The sequence below is a fragment of the Saccharothrix sp. AJ9571 genome (assembly GCF_021725495.1).
Lineage (GTDB): Bacteria > Actinomycetota > Actinomycetes > Mycobacteriales > Pseudonocardiaceae > Amycolatopsis > Amycolatopsis magusensis.
Genome location: NZ_CP091382.1, coordinates 7,949,415 through 7,968,455, shown reverse-complemented (window position 1 = coordinate 7,968,455; position 19,041 = coordinate 7,949,415). Strand labels below are relative to the sequence as shown.

General features: G+C 71.4%; 5 protein-coding genes. 4 read left to right on the top strand and 1 reads right to left on the bottom strand.

Annotated features, from left to right (window positions below):
• Positions 1–20 precede the first annotated feature (20 nt).
• From L3Q67_RS35820 to L3Q67_RS35805, 4 genes are read left to right on the top strand one after another with little or no spacing between them, the layout of a single operon-like run.
• Entirely contained in the window at positions 21–12,323 is a 12,303-nt protein-coding gene (locus L3Q67_RS35820) for a non-ribosomal peptide synthetase family protein (protein ID WP_499185843.1), read from the top strand.
• On the top strand, positions 12,320–13,306 hold the full coding sequence (locus L3Q67_RS35815; RefSeq protein WP_499185842.1) for a Fe(II)-2OG oxygenase family protein: 987 nt from the start codon (positions 12,320–12,322) through the stop codon (positions 13,304–13,306). The genes L3Q67_RS35820 and L3Q67_RS35815 overlap by 4 nt, the downstream gene beginning before the upstream one ends.
• A gap of 36 nt (positions 13,307–13,342) precedes the next feature.
• Positions 13,343–14,611, top strand: a complete 1,269-nt coding sequence (locus L3Q67_RS35810) for an MFS transporter (protein WP_499185841.1) — start codon at positions 13,343–13,345, stop codon at positions 14,609–14,611.
• Positions 14,608–15,861 carry a cytochrome P450 gene (locus tag L3Q67_RS35805; RefSeq protein ID WP_499185840.1) on the top strand — a complete coding sequence of 418 codons (1,254 nt, stop codon included), beginning with the start codon at positions 14,608–14,610 and terminating at the stop codon, positions 15,859–15,861. Before L3Q67_RS35810 ends, L3Q67_RS35805 begins: the two co-directional genes overlap by 4 nt.
• Here the strand turns inward: L3Q67_RS35805 and L3Q67_RS35800 are convergent.
• Positions 15,830–18,757 carry an AfsR/SARP family transcriptional regulator gene (locus L3Q67_RS35800; RefSeq protein ID WP_499185839.1) on the bottom strand — a complete coding sequence of 976 codons (2,928 nt, stop codon included), beginning with the start codon at positions 18,755–18,757 and terminating at the stop codon, positions 15,830–15,832. The two genes, L3Q67_RS35805 and L3Q67_RS35800, sit on opposite strands and share 32 nt — an antisense overlap.
• Between the last annotated feature and the right edge of the window lie 284 nt (positions 18,758–19,041).

Below are 19,041 nucleotides of genomic sequence, written 5' to 3'. Positions count from 1 at the left end.
GCGTACCCCGAGGAGGAAACGTGGACACCTCAGCTCACGCCGATCGCATCGCCGCACTGCCTGCCCACCTGCGCGAACGGCTGCGCCAGCGGCTGGCAGGCCGGGCGCGGGCCGAGGAGGACGGCATCACCAGGGTCGGCGACGACACCCCGGACGGCCGCCGCGGCCCGCTGCCGCTGTCCTTCGCCCAGCAACGGCTGTGGTTCCTCGACGAGCTCGACGGCGGCGGGGTGGAGTACAACAGCGGCTTCGCGGTCCGGCTGACCGGGGAACTCGACCGGGCCGCGCTGACCGGCGCACTGCGTGAGCTGGTTGTCCGCCACGAGGCGTTGCGCACCACCTTCGACACCGTCGACGGCGAGGCGGTGCAGTACGTGCGGGCGCCGTACGACCCGTCGGCGCCGCTGGTCGATCTGTCCGGAAGGGACGATCCGGAAGCGGGCATCCGCGCCGAACTCGACCGGTTCAACCAGCCGTTCGACCTCCGTCAGGGGCCGCTGTTCCGCGCATTGCCGGTGCGGTTGTCCGAGCAGGAACACCTGCTGGTGCTCGGCATGCACCACATCGTGATCGACGGCTGGTCGCTGGAGGTCCTGCTCCGCGAACTCGGGGCGCTGTACTCGGGTGCCGCGGACCTGCCCGAGGTGGCGGTCCAGTACGCGGACTACGCGGTGTGGCAACGGAACCGGATGTCCGGGCGGGCACTCGACGAGCAACTGGCGTACTGGAAGCAGCGGCTGGCCGGGATCGTCCCGCTGGAGCTGGCGGCCGACCGGCCGCGGCCACCGCAACGCGGCCAGGCGGGGGCGCTGCGCACGTTCTGGTTGCCGGACGAGCTGGCCGCCGGGCTGCGGGAGCTGAGCCGGGCGCACGACACGACGTTGTTCACCGTGCTGCTCGCGGCCTGCAAGGTGTTGTTCGCGCGGTACTCCGGGCAGGACGACATCGCCGTCGGCACCCCGACCGCGGCGCGCAACCGGCCGGAACTGGGCGGGACCGTCGGCTTCTTCACCAACACCGTGGTGGTGCGCACGGAACTGAGCTGGCAGCAGTCCTTCGCGGACTTCCTCGGCGAGGTCAAGGCCACCGTGCTGGACGCGCTCGCGCACGACGAGGTGCCGTTCGACCGGCTGGTGGAGGCGTTGCGGCTGCCCCGCGACCCGAGCCGCACCCCGGTGTTCCAGTCCATGGTCGCCTTCCGCGGGGCCAAGCAGGCCGCGCTGGAGCTGCCCGGACTGGCCGTGCGGGAGTTCCACCTGCCGCGGGAGTCGTCGACCTTCGACCTCAGCCTGGAGTTCCAGGACGGCCCCGGCGGGGTGCTCGGCGCGCTGGAGTACAGCACCGACCTGTTCGACGCGGCCACCATGGAGCGGTTCACCGAGCACCTGATGACGCTGCTGGGCGGCATCGTCGCCGACCCGGGCGCCCAGCTGGCGCACCTGCCGTGGCTGACCGGGGCGGAGCGTCGGCGGCTGCTGGTGGAGTGGAACGACACCGCGGCCGGGTACGAGGTGCCCGGCGCCATCCACGAACTGTTCGAGCGCCAGGCCGCGCGAACCCCGGACGCCGTCGCGGTGTCCTACCAGGACAGTGTGCTGACCTTCGCGCGACTGGACGAGCGGGCCAACCAGCTCGCGCACGAACTCGCCGCCCGCGGCGTCGGCCCCGGCGTGCTGGTCGCCCTGTGCGTCGAGCGCGGACTGGACATGGTGGTCGGCCTGCTCGGTGTGCTCAAGGCGGGCGGTGCCTACGTCCCGCTCGACCCCGGGCACCCCGCCGACCGGCTCTCGTTCATGCTCACCGATTCCGCCGCCCCGGTGCTGCTCACCCAGCGGCGCCTGCTCGACCGCCTGCCGGACACCGGTTGCCAGGTGCTCTGCCTGGACGAGGCGTGGCCCGGGCTCGACCGGCACCCGGTGACCCCGCCGGAAACCGCGGTGGGACCGGACGACCTGGCCTACGTGGTCTACACCTCGGGCTCGTCCGGCACGCCGAAGGGCGTGATGATCGAGCACCGCAACCTCGCCTACATCGCCGACGCCTGGAACCGCCGCTACCACCTGGCGGGCAAGCAGCTGCGCTTCGTCTCGGTGACCACGCTGGCGGTCGACCTGTTCTTCTCGGACCTGCTGCGGTCGGCGTTCTTCGGCGGCACGATGATCATCGCCCCGGCCGAGGTCGTCACCGACCCGGCCCGGCTGCTCGACCTGATCGAAGAGCGGGACGGCACCGCGATCGAACTGGTGCCCAGCCTCGCCAACGCGCTGGTGACCGAACTGACCGACCGCGGCACCCGGCTGCCCCGGATGGGCCTGGTTTCGGTGGGTTCGGAAGGCTGGCGTGCCGAGGACTGCGCCCGCCTGCTCGACCGGGTCGGGCCGGGTTCGCTGGTGGTCAACGCCTACGGCTCCACCGAGATCACCGTCGACTCGACGATCCACCAGCTCGACTCCGCCGAATCCGCGCGGCGCACGCCGATCGTGCCGATCGGGCGGCCGCTGGCCAACACCCGGGTGTACCTGGTCGACCGCGAGCTCCACCCGGTGGCGACCGGGATCCCCGGCGAGATCGTGGTCGGCGGTGACGGCGTCGGCCGGGGCTACTGGAACCGGCCCGACCTGACCGCGCAGCGGTTCTTCGACAACCCCTTCGGCGGTGGCGGCCGCGTCTACCGCACCGGCGACCGCGGCCGCTACCTCCCGGACGGCACGCTGGAGTTCCTCGGCCGGGCCGACGACCAGGTCAAGATCCGCGGGTTCCGGATCGAGCCGGGCGAGGTGGAGGCCGTGCTCGCCGAGCACCCGATGCTGCGTCAGGTCGCCGTGGTGGCCAGGGCGGACGACGACGGCAAACCGCGCCTGGTCGCCTACCTGGTGCCCGGTGATCCCGCCCCGACGACCGCCTCGCTGCGCTCGTTCGTCGAGCAGCGGCTGCCGGAGTACATGGTGCCCTCGGTGTTCGTCACGCTCGACGAACTGCCGCTGACACCCAGCGGGAAGGTGGACCGGCGCGCGCTGCCGAGTCCGGAAGCCCGCCCGGCCGTCGAATCCGGCTATGTCGCGCCCCGCACACCGGTCGAAGAGAAGCTGGCCGCGATCTGGGCCGAGGTGCTCAAGGTCGAGCGGGTCGGCGTCGACGACAACTTCTTCGAACTCGGCGGCGACTCGATCCTGAGCATCCAGCTGGTGTCGAAGGCCCGCCGGGCCGGGCTCCGCCTGGTGGCCAAGGACATCTTCACCCACCAGACGGTGGCCGCGCTGGCCGGCGTGGCCGGTACCGCGCCGGTGCGCCGGGCTCCGGCCCGCGCGGGGGAGACCGGGGCCGCGCCGCTGACCCCCGTCCAGCACTGGTTCCTGGAGACGCACACCGAACAACCGCACCACTACGCCATGTCGGTGTCGCTGGAACTCGCCGAGGACGCCGACGAGCTCGCTGTCCGGGCGGCGGTGCTCGCCGTGGTCACGCGGCACGAAGCCCTGCGGACCCGCTTCCTCAAGGCCGACGGCCAGTGGCGTCAGGACATCGCGCCGCTGGACGAGACCGCCGTGTTCCGCCGGGTCAATCTGTCCGAAGTAGACGACGCGACCGAGCGTTCGGCGATGAGCGAAGCCGCGCTGGCCGCCCAGTCCGGAATGGACCTGGAGCGGGGAGTGCTCACCCGCGCGGTGCTGTTCCACCGCGGCCGCCGCCCCTCGGTGCTGTTCCTGGCGATCCACCACCTGGTCGTGGACGGGGTGTCGTGGCGGATCATCCTGGACGACTTGTCCCGTGCCTACGAGCAGGCCCGCGCGGGGGAGGAGATCGACCTCGGCAGCCGGTCGACCTCGTTCACCGAATGGGCGGGCAAGCTCGCCGGGCACGTGCGCGGTGGTGCGCTCGACGGTGAACTCGGCTACTGGTCGGCGATCCGGAACGAGCCGGTCGGCGAACTGCCGGTGGACACCGAAGGCGCGAACACCGCGGGCTCGGCGGCCAGGGTGACCGTCCGGCTGGACGCGGCCACCACCGAGGCCCTGCTGCACCGGGTGCCCGGGGTCTACCGCACCCAGGTCAACGACGTGCTGGTCGGCGCGATGGGCGCGGTGCTGGCCGACTGGACCGGGCGCGACCGCGTGCTGCTCGGCATGGAGGGCCACGGCCGCGAGGAGATCGTCGACGACGTGGACCTCTCGCGCACGGTCGGCTGGTTCACCACGCACTTCCCGGTCGCGCTGACCGTGCCGGGATCACGGCGGACCGAGGACTGGGGCGGGGTCCTCAAGGCGGTCAAGGAACAACTGCGAGCGATTCCCGGCCGCGGGCTCGGGTACGACGCGCTGCGTTACCTGAGCGCACCGGGGTCCGCCGGGCACGCCTTACGCGAGGACCCGCTGCCGCAGATCAGCTTCAACTACCACGGGCAGTGGGACGGCGGCGAGGACGGCACCGGGCTCTATCGCACGGCCGGGTTCGGCGACCTCGGCCAGGACATGGGCCCGGATGAGGCGCGGCCGTACCTGATCGACGTCGTCGGCATCACCACCTCCGGGCAGCTCGAAATCAGCTGGTTCTACTCGGAGAACCTTTTCGCCGAGGCCACCATCCGGTCGCTGGCCGAGAAGCTGCTGGACCACCTCCGCGGGATCGCCGAGCACTGCGCCGGACCCGGCGCGGGCGGGCGGACCCCGTCGGACTTCCCGCTCGCCAAGCTCGACCAGCGCGCGCTGGACGAGGTGTTCGGTGCCTTCGGCGGTGGCCGTGACCTCGAGGACCTGTACCCGCTCACCCCGATGCAGCACGGCATGCTCTTCCACAGCATGGTCGACGCGGGTGCCGACACCTACTTCGACCAGATGACGCTGCTGCTGGAGGGCGTGTCCGAGCCCGAGTCTCTCGCCCTGGCCTGGCAGCGGGTGGTGGACCGCACGCCGATCCTGCGCACTTCCGTGCACTGGCGGGGATTGGACCAGCCGCTGCAGGCGGTGCACCGCGCGGTCGAGGTACCGGTGACCCAGCACGACTGGCGCCACTGCTCGGAACCGGTGCGTCAGCGCGAACTGCGGCGCCTGCTCGACGAGGACGCCGCAGCGGGCGTGGACCTCGCGGCCCCGCCCCTGCTGCGCGTCCACATCGTGCGGACCGACGATCGCAGCGTGTGGCTCGTCCGCAGCACGCACCACATCCTGCTGGACGGCTGGAGCAACGCGCAGATCCTCACCGACGTGTTCGAGGAGTACGCCGCGATCCGGGACGGCCGGGAGCGCCCGGCACCGGCCCGCCGCCCGTTCCGCGCCTACCTGGACTGGCTGGCGGCGCAGGACCCGGCCGAGGCCGAACGGCACTGGCGCGGTGTGCTCGGCGGTTTCGACTCGCCCACCCCGCTGCCCTACGACCGGCCGCCGCTGGCCGCGCACACCAGCCGGTCCACCGACAACGTCCGCCTCGACCTCACGCCCGCGCGGACCGAGCGGCTGAACGAGTTCGCCCGGCGCCACCGGCTCACTGTCAACGCGGTGGTGCAGGGCGCGTGGGCGCTGCTGCTGTCGCGGTACGGCGGCGGGGACGACGTGGTCTTCGGTGCCACGGTGTCCGGGCGGCCCGCCGACCTGCCCGGTGCCGAGGAGATCGACGGCATCTTCATCAACACGATCCCGGTGCGGGTGCGGGTGGATGGTGCCGACGAGCTGGTGCCGTGGCTGCGCCGGTTGCAGCAGGCGCAGGCCGAGGCCCGCCAGTTCGAGCACGTCTCGCTGGTGCAGTTGGGGAACTGGAGCGAACTGGACGCGGCGGCGAACCTGTTCGACAGCATCGTGGCGTTCGAGAACTTCCCGTTCGACGGCAGCGAGACCGGGCACGGGCTCCAGGTCTGGAACATTACCGCGCTCGACGACACGACGTTCCCGCTGACCCTGCGGGCCTACCCGCTGCGGCGGCTCGGGCTGGAACTGGCCTACGACCGTGACCTGTTCGACGCCGAGACCGTCCGCCGGCTGTCGGCCCACCTGGGTGATCTGCTGGCCGCGATGGTCGATCAGCCGGACCGTCCACTCCGGACACTGCCGATGCTGGTCGAGGCCGACCGGGCACGGCTGGCCGCCTGGAACGAGACCTCGGTTCCGGTCGACACGAGCCGGTGCGTGCACGAGCTGGTGGCCGCGCAAGTGGCCGCGACGCCGGACGCGGTCGCGGTGACGTGTGACGGGGAAAGCCTGACGTACGCCGAGTTGGACGCGCGGGCGAATCGGCTGGCGCGGCACCTGGTCGCCCACGGGGTCGGCCCGGGCGTGCTCGCCGGAGTGGGCCTGGCGCGCGATCTGCACCTGCCGGTGGCGCTGCTGGGTGTGCTGAAGGCCGGTGGTGGTTACCTGCCGCTGGATCCGGATTACCCGGAGGACCGGCTGGCGTTCATGGTGGCCGACTCGGGTGCCCGGGTGGTGATCACCACCGCGGATCTGGCGGACGGCCTGCCTGCCGGTGAAGCGGAGGTCGTCTGCCTGGACCGGGATGCCGAGCAGATCGCCGCGCGGTCGGCCGCCGCACCGGAAACCGGTGTCACGCCGGAAGATCTGGCCTATGTGATCTACACGTCGGGGTCGACCGGGAAGCCGAAGGGTGTTCAGGTCGAGCATCGCAACGTCACCAACCTGCTGCTGACCACTGCACCCCGGTTCGAGTTCGGCGTCGAGGACGTGTGGACGATGTTCCACTCGTATGCCTTCGACTTCTCGGTGTGGGAACTCTGGGGCGGCTTGAGCACTGGTGGCCGCGTGATCGTGGTGCCGAAGTCGGTCGCCCGGGCGCCGGAGGAGTTCTGGCGGCTGCTGCACGACGAGGGCGTGACCGTGCTGAACCAGACCCCCGCGAGCTTCCGCGCGCTGGTGCGGTCGGCCGGAGATGCCCTGCCCCGGCTGCGGACGGTGATCTTCGGTGGTGAGGCGCTGGAGCCCGGGCACGTGCGTGAGTGGTTCGAGCGCTTCGGCGACTCCCCGGCACGGTTGGTGAACATGTACGGCATCACCGAGACGACCGTGCACGTCACCTTCGAGGAGCTGAACTGGCCGGAGATCGAGGCGACTGGCCGGATCCGGATCGGCCGCCCGCTGCCGAATTACCGGATCGACCTGCGTGACGAACACGGAGCGCCGGTGCCGGTCGGGGTGGCCGGGGAGATCCACGTCGGTGGCGCCGGGGTGGCACGAGGTTACCTGCACCGCCCGGAACTGACCACCGAGCGGTTCGTGGACGGGTGGTACCGCACCGGTGACCTGGCCAAGTACCTGCCCGACGGCCGGCTGGAGTACCTGGGCCGGTGCGACGACCAGGTCAAGATCCGCGGGTTCCGGATCGAGCTGGGCGAGGTCGAAGCCGTGCTGTCACGGCACGAGCAGGTGGCCGGGGTGGCGGTCGTGGCGCAGCGGGAAGCCGAGACGGCCCGGCTGGTCGCCTACGTGGTGCCCGCCGGTGCGCAGCCCGAGGTCGCCGAACTGCGGGCGTTCGCGGCGCGGGAACTACCCGACCACATGGTGCCCTCGGTCTTCGTGCCGCTGGACCGGCTGCCGCTGACCCCCAGCGGCAAGGTCGACCGGCGCGCGCTGCGGACCAGGCCGCTGGACGGGGCACTCGAAGGCGGGAAGTACGTCGAACCGAGGAACGAGACCGAGCGGGCGCTGGCCGGGATCTGGGCCGACGTGCTCGGGATCGAGCGCGTCGGCGCGCTGGACAACTTCTTCGAACTCGGCGGCGATTCGATGCTCAGCATCCAGGTGGTCTCCAGGATGCGTTCGGTGCTCGGCGCGGAACTCACGCCGCGAGCGCTGTTCACCACACCGACGCTCGAAGGACTCGCCCGCGCCATCCCGGCCGGCGGAACCGGCAGCGGGCTGATCCCACGTGCTTCGCGTGACGGTGATCTGCCGCTGTCCCACGCGCAGCAGCGCATGTGGTTCCTGAACGAGTTCTCGCCGGGCAGCGCCGAATACAACAGCTGCACCGGACTACGGCTCACCGGCCCGCTGGATCTCGATGTGCTCGGTGAGGCCCTGAACGCCTTGGCACAGCGGCACGAGTCGCTGCGGACCACGTTCGATTCGGTCGACGGGCACGGCGTCCAGCGGGTGCACGCCGAGGTCGTGGTGCCGCTCGCGCTGACCGACCTGTCCGAATACGGCGTCGGAGTCGCGGACGAACGCGTGCGCCAGACCCTCGCGGACGAGGTCGGCACCCCGTTCGACCTGCGCACCGGGCCGTTGTTCCGCGCCCGGCTGGTACGACTGTCCGAACAGGAGCACCTGCTGGTGCTGAGCCTGCACCACATCGTCACCGACGGCTGGTCGATGAGCGTGCTGACCGGCGAACTCGCGAAGCTGTACACCGCCGGGGTGCGCGGGGGGCCCGCGGAACTCGAGCCGTTGCCGATCCAGTACGCCGACTTCGCGGTGTGGCAACGGGAGCGGGGGAGCAGCCAGGAGCAACTGGACTACTGGAAGGCCAAGCTCGCCGGACTCGAACCGCTGGAGCTGCCGACCGACCGGCCCCGGCCGCCGGTCAAGACGGCCCACGGCGCGGTGCACCGGTTCGACGTGCCCGCCGCGCTGCTCACCCGGCTGAAGAAGGTCGCGAACGCCGGTGACAGCACGCTGTTCATGATGCTGGTCGCCGCGACCCAGCTGCTCTTCGCCCGGTACAGCGGGCAGCGCGAGGTCGCCGTCGGCACGGTGGTTTCCGGCCGCGACCGGGTGGAGCTGGAGCGGATCGCCGGGTTCTTCGTCAACACGCTGGTCCTTCGCTCCACTGTGGACCCAGCGCTGACGTTCGAGGAGTTCCTGCGCCAGGTGCGGCAAACCGCGATCGAGGCGTTCGAGCACACCGACGTCGGCTTCGAGCAACTGGTCGACCTGCTCGCCCCGGTGCGTGACCCGAGCCGCAACCCGCTGGTGCAGGCCCTGGTCGTGCTGCAACAGACGCCGGGCGGGCGGATCGAGTCCGGAGAACTGGTGATCGACGAGTACGAACTGCCCGCCGCGCTGGCGATCTTCGACCTGTCCGTGGAGTTCACCGAACGGGACGGCGAGCTGCTCGGCCTGGTCGAGTACAACACCGACCTGTTCGACGCGGCCACCATCGACCGGATGTCCGGCCACCTGATCCGGCTGCTGGACGGTATCGCGGGGGAGCCGGGCACCACGCTCGCCGGACTGCCGATGCTCACCGCCGAAGAGCGCCACGAGCAGACGGTCACCTGGAACGAGACGACCGTTCCGGTGGACACGAGCCGGTGTGTGCACGAGTTGGTGGCCGCGCAGGCGGCGGCGACCCCGGACGCGGTCGCGGTGACCTTCGACGGCGAAAGCCTGACGTACGCGGAGTTGGACGCGCGGGCGAATCGGCTGGCGCATCACCTGGTGGCCGAAGGTGTCGGCCCGGGTGTGCTGGTCGGCGTGAGCCTGGAGCGCGACCTCGGTCTGCCGGTGGCGCTGCTGGGTGTGCTGAAGGCCGGTGGCGGCTACCTGCCGCTGGACCCGGACTACCCGGAGGACCGGCTGGCGTTCATGGTGGCCGATTCCGGCGCACGGGTGGTGCTCACGAACGCCGGTCTGGCCGCGGACGCCGAGCGCATCGCCGCATACCCGGCCACGGCACCGGAAACCGGCGTTATTTCAGAGGACTTGGCGTACGTGATCTACACGTCGGGGTCGACCGGGAAGCCGAAGGGGGTCCAGGTCGAGCACCGCAACGTCACCAACCTGCTGCTGACCACCGCCCCCCGGTTCGAGTTCGGCACCGAGGACGTGTGGACGATGTTCCACTCGTATGCCTTCGACTTCTCGGTGTGGGAACTCTGGGGCGGCTTGAGCACCGGTGGCCGGGTGGTCGTGGTGCCGAAGTCGGTGACGCGGGCGCCGGAGGAGTTCTGGCGGCTGCTCACCGATGAAGGCGTCACCGTGCTGAACCAGACCCCCGCGAGCTTCCGCGGCCTGGTGCGCTCGGCGGACACCGCGCCCTCTCGGCTGCGGGTGGTCGTCTTCGGTGGTGAGGCGCTGGAGCCGGGTCACGTGCGTGAGTGGTTCGAGCGTTTCGGTGACTCCCCGGTGCGGCTGGTGAACATGTACGGCATCACCGAGACGACCGTGCACGTCACCTTCGAGGAACTGGACTGGCCGGAGATCGAGGCGGCGGGCCGGATCCGGATCGGCCGCCCGCTGCCGAACTACCGGATGTACCTGTTCGACGAGGACGGTGGCCCGGTCCCGGTCGGGGTGGCCGGGGAGGTCCACGTCGGTGGCGCCGGGGTCGCCCGTGGTTACCTGAACCGCCCCGAGCTGACCGCCGAGCGGTTCGTGGAGGTGGCGGGGGAGCGGTTGTACCGCACCGGTGACCTGGCCCGGTACCTGCCCGACGGCCGGCTGGAGTACCTGGGCCGGTGCGACGACCAGGTCAAGATCCGCGGGTTCCGCATCGAACTCGGCGAGGTCGAGACCGCGCTGGCCCGGCACCCGCAGGTCGCCGGGATCGCGGTGACCGTCCAGCGCGACGGGGAAACCGCCCGGCTTGTGGCACACGTCGTCCCCGCCGATGCGGAGCCCGAGGTGGCCGGACTGCGGGCCTTCGCGGCCCGGGAGCTGCCCGACTACATGGTGCCCTCGGCGTTCCTGCTGCTCGACCACCTCCCGCTGACCCCCAGCGGCAAGGTCGACCGGCGCGCGCTGCAGGCCACGCCGCTGGACGGCGCACTGGCGGGCAAGGAGTACGTCGAACCCCGCGACGGGACCGAGCGGACCATCGCCGCGATCTGGGCGGGCGTGCTCGGCATCGAGCGCGTCGGCGCGTTCGACAACTTCTTCGAACTCGGCGGCGACTCGATGCTGAGCATCCAGGTGCTCACCCAGGTGCGCCGGACCGGCCTGGAGATGTCCACGAAGGACATGTTCACCCACCAGACGGTGGCCGAACTGGCGGCGAAGGTGACCGAGGCCTCGGCGGTGGCCGAAGCGGAACCGGTCACCGGCGAGGGCCCGCTCACGCCGATCCAGCACTGGTTCCTGCGGCGGCACCCGGTCGAGCCCGACCGATTCGACCTGTCGCTGTTCGTCGAACTCGCCGAGGACGTCCACGCCGAGCTCGTCCAGGGCGTGGTCGAAGCGCTGACCGAACACCACGACGCGCTGCGCACCCGGTTCGTCCGCACCGGCGACGGCTGGCGGCAGCGGGTGCTGCCGGTGGCCGAGGCACGCCCGGTGTTCGACCTGGTCGATCTGTCCTCTGTGGACACCGAGAAACGGGACCGGGTGATCGGCGAGCAGGTGAACGCGGCTCGCGACGGGTTGGACCTGACCGGCGGGCCGGTGGTGCGCGCGGTCCTGTTCACCGGCGGCGAGGTGCCGCCGACGCTGTTCCTCGGCGTGCACCACGCCGTGGTCGACGCGGTGTCGTGGCGCATCCTGCTCGACGACTTCGACGTCGCCTACCGGCAGCTGCTGGCGGGGGAGCGGCCCACGCTCGGTGCCAAGACCACCTCCTACCTGGACTGGGCGAACCGGCTCGCCGAGCACGTGGCCGCGGGCGAACTGGACCACGAGCTGGCGCACTGGTCCGAAGTGGACGCCACGGTCGCCGCGACCGCGGTGCCGATCGACCACGGCGGCCTGAACACGGTGGGGTCCGCCGCGACGGTGTCCACCCGGCTGACCGCGTCCGAGACCGAAGTGCTGCTGCGCAAGGTCCCCGGCCGGTTCCGCACCCGCATCGACGACATCCTGTTCGGCGCGGTCGCCCACGGCTTGGCCCGGTGGACCGGCCACCGCACGGTCGCCATCGACGCCGAAGGCCACGGCCGCGAGGAACTGCTCGACGGGGCCGACCTGTCCAGGACCGTCGGCTGGTTCACCGCGATCTACCCGGTCGCCCTGTCGGTCGACCCGGCCGGGGACGAACCGGACTGGCCCGCGCTGGCGAGGTCGATCCGGAAGCAACTGCGTGCGGTACCCGGCCGCGGGGTCGGTTACGGCGCGCTGAAGTACCTCTCGGCGGGCGGTGGCCTCGTGGACGGCCCGGGTGCGCAGGTCGCGCTCAACTACCTCGGCCAGTGGGACACCGCCATGACGCCCGGCGGCGTCATCCGGCGACAGGTGTCCGAGATCGGCACCGACCAGCCGGGCGAGGAGATCCGGACCCACCTGCTGGAGGTGCTGGGCGGCGTGCAGGGCGGCGAACTGGAACTGGGCTGGACCTACTCGCGCAACGTGCACGACGACGCCACCGTGCGGCGCGTCGCCGGCTCGGTCATCGAAGCCCTGCGCGCGCTCGTGCGGCAGGTGGAAGAACTCGAGAACGGAGCAGACAAGTGAGCAGAATCGTCCTGGAGGCCGAAGAACGCGCCCAAGTCGCCGCACTCGCCGACGAGGTGCTCAGCGGGGTCGAGGTGTGGGACCCCCTGCAACTGGTCGACGACGTGACCGGCCTCGCCGAGCGCCTGCCGCTGCGGCTGCGGGAGTTCCTGGTGCACTCGCGGATCAGCGAATCGGACATCACGGTGATCTCCGGACTGCCGGTGGACGAGGAACTGGTGCCCACGCCGGTCGGCTGGGACCTGGCCGCCAAGACCGGCGCCGGGCAGCGCGAGGAACTGGTGCTGCTGCTGTGCGGCGCGGTGCTCGGCGACCCGTTCGGCTGGGCCACCCAGCAGGACGGCCGCGTGGTGCACGACGTGTGCCCGGCGCCGGGCATGGAGAAGTCGCTGACCAGCGCGAGCAGTGAGGTCGCGCTGTCGCTGCACACCGAGGACGTGCACCACCCGTGCCGCGGTGACTACGTGTCCCTGTTCTGCCTGCGCAACCCGGACGCCGTGGGCACCACGTTCGTCCGGATCGGGGCGCTGGACCTGCCACCGGACACCCGCCGGACGCTGGCGGAACAGCGCTTCCGCTTCTACCCGGACGACTCCCACGTGGGCGCGGTGCTCAACGCCCTCGACGGGGACGAGACCGCGGACGCCAGGGTGACCGACCGCGAGTACGACCCCGGCTCGGCCATCTTCGGTCCGGCCGAACGCCCGTACCTGCGCTTCGACGTGGATTTCATGTCCGGCGCCGACGACGACGCCGAGCACGCCATCCGCACCGCGGTGGACTGCTTCGCCAGGTCCGTGGAGCGGGTCGTGCTGGCCCCGGGGGACGCGGTGTTCGTGGACAACTACCGCGTCGTGCACGGCCGGGAGCCCTTCGTGCCCCGCTACGACGGCAAGGACCGGTGGCTCAAGCGGCTCAACCTGATCCGCGACATCCGCCGCCTCTACGCGATCAGCGACACGCGTTCGCGCATCATCGCCTGACGAGGAGCCAGACATGGGTATCCGAGGTGCGGGCCGGTGAGCGGCCGTCCCGCCACCGCCGTCCCGCTTTCGCGCAATCGCGACTTCCAGCTGCTGTGGCTGGCGCAGACCGGGTCCGAGCTGAGCCAGCACGTGTTCCTGATCGCCTACCCGCTGCTCGCGGTGGCGCTGACCGACCTGCCGATCGCCGCCGGGCTGCTGGGCTTCCTGGCGACCGGGGTGCAACTGGCCTTCGGGCTCCCCGCCGGGCTGCTGGCCGATCGCTACGACCGCAGGCTGATCCTGGTGCTGGCCAGCGCGGCGCGGGCGCTCGCGCACGGCAGCCTGGCGGTGGCGATCTGGCTGGACGCCGGGTCCTACCTGCACCTGCTGGCGGTCGCCATCGTCGAAGGGCTCGCGCTGGCGGCGATCTTCCCGGCGGAGGAGGCCGCCCTGCCCCAGGTGGTCACCACCGGCCAGCTGCCGGACGCGATCGCGCTGAACACCGCGCGGTCGTCGGTGGGGCAGATGGGCGGCAACAGCCTCGGCGGCGTGCTCTACGGGCTCACCAGGGCGCTGCCGTTCGCGGCGAACGCGGTGCTCCAGCTGCTGGCCACGCTGGCGCTGCTGTTCGTGCGCATCCCGCGCCACCACGGCCGGGAGACGTCCTCAGTGGACAGTGCACGGCGGTTCTGGCCGGAGCTGACCGGCGGCCTGCGCTGGCTGCTGCGGCACCCGACGCTGCGGGTGATCACCGCCTGCGGGGTGCTGGTGAACCTCGGCTTCGGCGCCTTCCTCACCGCCTTCATCCTGATCGCCAACGCCGCGGGGGTGCCGTCCGGGCAGGTCGGTGTGGTGGTGGCGATGCTCGGCGGTGGCGCGCTGGTCGGCGCGCTGCTGGCCGGGCGCCTGCAGCGGGTGCTGCGGCCCTACGTCTCGATCAGCGCCGTGCTGTGGGGTGCCGCGCTGCTGACCCCGCTGCTCGCGCTGACTTCGAACATGGTCGTGGCCGGCGTGGTGTTCGCGCTGGTCGGCGCGCTGGTCCCGCTGGCGAACACGACGATCATCACCTACCAGCTGGTGCTGACCCCGGACGGCCTGCGCGGCCGGGTGTCCGCGGCGGTCGGGGTGTTCGACAACGTGGCGGCCGCGCTCGGCCCGCTGGTGGGCTCGGTGCTGGTGCAGTTCACCTCCGGCCGGACCGCGTTGTTCGGCTGCGCGGCCCTGCTGCTGGTGCCTGCCGTGCTCGCGGCGCTGAACCGGACGCTGCGGCGGTTCTCCGGCCATACCGAGGAAGACGACGGGAAAGGCGAGGTGACGGTGTGAAGAGCGTGGCCGGACTCGGCTCGATCGACCTGACCGATCCCCACACCTACGTTCGGCACGACCTGTCCGGGCTGTGGCGGTACCTCCGCGACGAGCAGCCGGTGCACCGGCACCCGGAGACCGCGCGCGGGCCGGGTTTCTGGGTGGTGAGCCGGTACGCCGACGTGCAGGCCGCGGCCCGCGACGTCAAGCGCTACACCTCCGAACGCGGCAACTCGCTGGACACCCTCCTGCTCGGCACCGACCCGTCCGGCGGGAAGATGCTGACCACCTCCGATCCGCCGTGGCACACGCACCTGCGCAAGCTGCTGCTGCGCTCGTTCTCGCCACGGGCGCTGGGGATCGTCGTCGACCGCGTGCGGGCCAGCACCGACCGGCTGATCGCCGAGGCGGTGCAGGCGGGGGACTGCGACGTCGCCGCCGACGTGGCCGCGCACGTGCCGCTCGCCACCATCTGCGACCTGCTGGACATCCCCGACGCCGACCGCGCGGAACTGCTGCGGCTGACCAAGTCCGCGGTCAGTTCGGACGACCCGGACGCCACCGCCACCGACGGCTGGATGGCCAAGAACGACATCCTGTTCTACTTCGCGGAACTGGCCGAGGAGCGCAAGGACAACCCGCACGCCGACATCGTCAGCCTGCTGGCCACGAGCGAGGTCGACGGCCGCCACCTGAGCCAGAGCGAGGTGGTGCTCAACTGCTACAACCTGATCCTCGGCGGTGACGAGACCACCCGGCTGGCCATGGCGGGCGGGATCGACGCGCTCATCGACTTCCCGGAGCAGTGGCGGGCCCTGCGCGACGGCGAGGCCGGCCTCGACACCGCGGTCGAAGAGGTGCTGCGCTGGACCACCCCCGCCCAGTACTACGGGCGCGTCGCCAAGCAGGACCTCGAAATCGCCGGGCAGCCGATCGCCGAGGGCGACATCGTCACGCTGTGGGCCGGTTCGGCGAACCGGGACGAGCGCGCGTTCGACCGGCCCGACGAGTTCGACCTGGGCCGGACCCCCAACAACCACCTGACCTTCGGCTACGGCCCGCACTTCTGCATCGGCGCCTACCTGGCCAGGGTCGAACTGCACGCCCTGCTCGACGGGTTCCGGCGGCAGGTGGGCGGAATCGAGCGCCGCGGCACCCCGGAACGGATCTACTCCACCCTGTTCACCGGGTACAGCCGGTTGCCGGTGCGGCTGCGGGGTCAGGGGCGAAACGACGTCAGTGCGGGAGGCGGTGCAGCTTCGACTTGAGCTCGGTGACCTGGTCGTCGGCGCCGAAGTCCTGCCACAGGCGCAGCGCCACGTTCAGGTGCACGCGCGCGGTGTCGGCGTTGTGCTGGGTGGCGGCCAGTTCGCCGAGCAGTTGCCAGCTGGCCGCCTCAGCCATCCGGTCACCGCTGCGCGCGTACATCCGGGCCGCGCTCTCCAGCGCCAGCGAGGTCTGCGCGCGCTCACCCCGCTCGGCGTACAGACGGCCCAGCTTCACCAGCGTGTACGCGCGGCACCGTTCGTCGTTCAGTTCCTCGAAGATGTCCAGCGCGCGACGCAGGCTGCGCAGCGCGTGGGCGGTCGCCCCGGACTCGCGGTGCAGCTGGCTCATTTCCCGCAGCACCACCGCTTCCCGGTGCACGTCACCGAGTTCGCGCGAAAGCCGCAGTGCCTCTTCGAACCACGGTTCCGCCTCCTCCGGCCTGCCCTGGGCGAGGTGGATGGTCGCGATGCCGTTGCGCAGCTGGGCTTCGATGGCGCGGTCGCCGGTCTCGACGACCAGTTCGAGGGCGTGCCGGACGTGGTCGAGCGCCTGTTCGTGGTGCCCCAGGCTGCGTTCGACGGTGCCGAGGGCCGAGGCCGCGAGCGCCTCGCCGCGCCGGTCGCCGATCTCCTGGCACAGCCGCAGTGATTCCCGCAGGCTCTCGGTGGCCTCGGTGAGCGCGTCGCGGTAGATCTGCACCTGCGCGAGCCCGCGCAGCATGGCCGCCTCACCGGGCTTGTTCCCGGCCTCGCGGACCACCTTCAGCACCAGCTGGTGGCTCTGCCGCCAGTCCTCGTGCTGGTTGTGCACGTCGTAGTAGCAGGCCATGTGCGCGGCCAGTTCCCAGGCCAGCTCGTCCATGTCCCACTCGGCGGCCAGTTTCACCGCGCCGAGCAGGCAGACCCGCTCGGCGCTGAACCAGGCCAGCGGGTTCGCCACCAGCTGCGCCACGGTCTCCGGTGGCAGCGGGCGGCGCACGGTGAGCCCGGGCTCCGGCCGGAACAGGCTGGGCGGCAACCGATCCACGGCCTGCTCGACGAGGTCGAGCCAGGTGGCGAGCAGCCGGGTCAGCGCCGCGTGCCGGGTCGCGGCCGGGAAGGTCTCGGCGGTTTCGAGCGCGTAGGTGCGCAGCAGGTCGTGCAGCCGGTACCGGGGCTGGCCGACGGCGTCGGTGTCGGCCAGTTGCACCAGGCTCGCGTCGACCAGCAGGTCCAGCACGTCGTGGGCGTCCTGGCGGTCCAGCAGCGGGCCGAGCACCCAGCCCGGCAGGCTTTCCCGGCCCAGCAGGCCGAGCAGCCCGAAGGCCTGCACCGCGATCGGCGGCAGGGACCGCAGGCTGAGCCCGAAGCTCGCGCGCACGTCGAGTTCGCCCACGCGCAGTTCGCCGAGCCGCTTCGACTCGTCGGCCAGCCGTTCCCGCATCACCCGCAGCGGCCAGGTCATCCGGCCGGCCAGCCTGCCGCCGGAGATCCGGATCGCCAGCGGCAGGTAGCCACACGAGCGCAGGATCTTCTCGGCCTCCTCGGGTTCCGCGGCGACCCGTTCGGCGCTGACGATGCTGGCGAACAGTTCGCGGGCCTCCTGCGGCCGGAACACGTCCAGTTCGACGTGGCGCGCGCCGGGCAGGTCGTTCATCTGGGTGCGGCTGGTGACCAGCACCGCGCAGCTGCCGGTGGAGGGGAGCAGGGGGCGGACCTGGTCGGCGTTCGCGGCGTCGTCGAGCACGAGCAGCATCCGGCGGCGGGCGAGCAGCGAGCGGTACAGCGTGGTGCGCGCGGGCAGGCCTTCCGGGATCCACGCGCCGGTGATGCCGAGCGCGTGCAGCACCTCGGCCAGCAGCACGGCGGGGTCGCGGGGATCGGCGGAGGTACCGGCGAGGTCGAGGTAGAACTGGCCGTCGGGGAAGTGCGGTTTCGCCGCGTGCGCGACGTGCACCGCCAGGGTCGACTTCCCGACACCCGGGCCACCCGCCACCACGGCCACCGGCGGCGGGCCGGTTTCCTTCCGGGAGGCGATCACCTCGGCGATCGCCTCCCGCTTGGCGCGGCGGTCGGTGAAATCCGGGACGTCCGGCGGGAGCTGGTGCACCGGGAGGTCGGGACTCGGCGGCGGTTCCTTCTCGGGCTGTGCGGCGGGTTGTGCCGGTGAGGCCAGCGCGCCGTCGGCACGCAGGATCCGCTCGTACAGCCGTTGCAGCGGGGGACTGGGGTCGACGCCGAGTTCGTCGGCCAGCCGCTCGCGGAGGTCCGCGTAGGCGGTGAGCGCGTCGGCCTGCCTGCCGTTGCGGTAGAGCGCGAGCATCTGCAGTTCACGCATGCGTTCCCGCAGCGGGTGTTCCTTGACCAGCTCGGCCAGTTCCGCGGACAGCTCGCCGTGTTGCCCGCGCAGCAGGTTGACCTCGGCGAGGTCTTCGAGCACGGTCACCCGCAGCTCGTTCAGGTTGTCGGCTTCGGCCCGCACGAGCGGGCTGACCGGGACGTCCTGGAAAGCGTTCCCGCGCCACAGCGCGAGCCCACCGGAAAGCAGCCCGGCCGCCTCGTCGGTGTCGCCGGCCCGCCAGGCCGCCCGCCCGCTGTCGACGAGTGCGAGGAACCTGCCGAAGTCGGTGTCGGCCGGTTCGATTCGGAGCCGGTAACCGGGTGCCTGGGTGACCAGCAATTCGCCCTGCCCGTCGCGCAGGAGTCTTCGCAATCGTGACACATAACCGTGTACTTGATTACCCACCGTCTTCGGCTGGGCTTCGTCCCACAATTCCGCGGCGATCCGGTCCACCGAGAGCACCTGGCCCGCCTCGATCAGCAGCGTCGCCAGCAGCAGCCGCCATTTGGGCGCACGGATCGCCCGCCATTCGGTCGCATCGAGAAACTCCAGTGGCCCCAGGGCCCGAAAGCGCATCTGTCCCCCACGGTCGGCTCGGGTGCGGCGGAGTTCGCCGTCGGTCTCGCCCGCACCACCCAACCTGGCCCAGGAATGCGCCGCGGTCAACGGGTTGGGAACTTTCCACCGCAGGCCGGGAACCCGGTGACGGCCGAATAGGCTGCCACTGGGCAAAATGGTGGCCTTTACCTATTGTCCGGAACGAAGTCAAGCGGAACAACGAGGTCTTCCCCTAGAATTCGCGGCATTTCCGTATTGCCGGTAGTGCACGAAAACATGGGCGCCCGTGGCACCCAGCAGCC